This is a genomic window from Pelagivirga sediminicola (assembly GCF_003072125.1).
Classification (GTDB): Bacteria; Pseudomonadota; Alphaproteobacteria; order Rhodobacterales; family Rhodobacteraceae; genus Roseovarius; species Roseovarius sediminicola.
On sequence record NZ_QCYH01000054.1, the window covers coordinates 1 to 1,882 of the forward strand.

Genomic DNA, 1,882 nt, shown 5'->3' on the forward strand with positions numbered 1-1,882 from the left:
CGCAGTAATTGCACCTACGGTCGCCTGCAAGGGGGATGCATTTTCGGCCAGCCAGTTCCACATGATGCCTCACAAGCCGAAGGAAGCTTCTTCGAAAGGAACAGGACAGACCGCTACTGGCCATGTAGAAATGGCGGCCCCCGAACGGAAACCGCCGCTGTGCTGATGTGTCTGCGGTGCGCTCTTCAAATCCAGTAGTGTGGAACGCCGTAATGATCATGCGTCCGGCGCTCCCAGTCCCGGTCCGCATACCAGTTGTCGTTACGGGCAGGCGCACCCTTTACCTCTTGCTCGGTGATGTCCGTCACGAAGCCGTTTCTGGACGTATCGTAACGTAGCTTTCCCCACGGCACGGGATGGTGTTCCTCGCCCAGCCCCAGAAATCCGCCAAAGCCCATCACCGCATAGGCGACCCTGCCGGATTGCTTGTCGATCATGAGGTGGTCGATGGTGCCGATATGGGTGCCATCGTTGCCGTAGACATCGGTCCCGTTCACATCGTTGGATGAGACGAGACTTGCATGTGCAGAATTGTCCATTTTTTTCCTCCTCCATTTGCCTGCGGGAGAAACCGAAAACCTGGCTGTTCTGTTCCACCGTGCGTGTCCGGACGGCAGCATTTTGCCGAGGTGAATTTCAAGGGGATGAGCGCGATCTATTCTTCCGACAAGGTCTGCAGCGCGTCGATCACGCCGTCGCTCAGGGTCTGCAGATTGTCCTGCACTGCGCTGCCGGGCAATCCGCCTTCAGCCGCGCCGCCATGTCGGACATGGAAAACCGGTTGGCCCCGTCCAAGTCCTTCAACTCGTCCCATGTCACCGGCACGGCCACGTGGGCGCCGGGGCGGGCGCGCAGGGAATAGGGCGCGATGGCCGTCGCACCGCGTTCGTTGCGCAGCCAGTCGATGAAGATCCGTCCCTTGCGCTTGGATTTCGACATGGTCGCGGTGTAACGGTCGGGCGCGCGTTCGGCCATCACATGGGCGAAGGTCTTGGCGAACAGCTTGACACTGTCCCAGCCCCGGGTGCGCCGCAGCGCCAGCCAGACATGCACGCCCTTGCCGCCGGTGACGATGGCGCCGCTTTGCAGACCCAAGTCCGCCAGCGTATCGCGGACATCAAAGGCCGCATCCTGCACATCGGACCAGTCCAGTCCTTCGTCGGGGTCCAGATCGAAGACCAGCCGGTCGGGCCGTTCCAGCCGGTCGGTGCGTGCGCCCCAGATGTGGAACTCGATGCTGCCCATCTGCGCCGCCGCGATCAGGCTCTCGGTGCGGGTGGCATAGAGGTAATCGGCGCTGTCGCCATCGCTTTCCTCGATGTTGACACGCGACAGTTCACCGGGCAGCCCGCCGCTGTCGTGTTTCTGGAAGAAACATGGATTGGAAATACCCGAGGGCAGCGGAACAGCGACAGGGGGCGTCGATGCGTTTGCTGATGATCCCCTCCGCACCCGCCTTGCAAGCGTTGGCGAACACTTCCGCGCCGCCACCCACGATATGCTCGCTCAGCCGCAGGGGACCGCCACGCGGCACGCCGGACAGCAGCTTTGCCAGCCGCTCGCGCCGCTCGATCTGGGGTTTTGCGCGCAAATCCTCACCGTCGATGCGCAAAAGGTCGAAAGCGAAGAAGACCAGCGCAGAGCCCTCTTTCAGCGCCTCTTGCAGCGCGGAAAACGCCGAGCCGCCGATGCGCGCGGCCATCACCTCGCCGTCGATCAGGGCCGCGTCGCATGGCAGGGGATCGAACGCACCGCCGAGCGCGTGAAACCTGTCGGTCCAGTCCTTGCCCGAGCGCGTGAACAGACGCGTGCCGCCCTTGCCGAGCGCGGCAAGGCAGCGATAGCCGTCGAACTTCGTCTCGTGCAGCCAGTCATCGCCTTC

General features: G+C 62.8%; 3 protein-coding genes. All 3 read right to left on the reverse strand.

What is annotated here, in order from left to right; all coding sequences use genetic code 11:
- Positions 1-185 precede the first annotated feature (185 nt).
- On the reverse strand, positions 186-539 hold the full coding sequence (locus DC366_RS19400) for a PRC-barrel domain-containing protein (RefSeq protein WP_207768763.1): 354 nt from the start codon (positions 537-539) through the stop codon (positions 186-188).
- A 160-nt stretch (positions 540-699) separates the two neighbouring features.
- On the reverse strand, positions 700-1,452 hold the full coding sequence (gene ligD, locus DC366_RS20415; protein WP_243405243.1) for a non-homologous end-joining DNA ligase: 753 nt from the start codon (positions 1,450-1,452) through the stop codon (positions 700-702).
- The coding region (locus DC366_RS20420; RefSeq protein WP_439331678.1) for an ATP-dependent DNA ligase at positions 1,337-1,882 on the reverse strand (546 nt) is incomplete at its 5' end. The genes ligD and DC366_RS20420, both read right to left, overlap by 116 nt.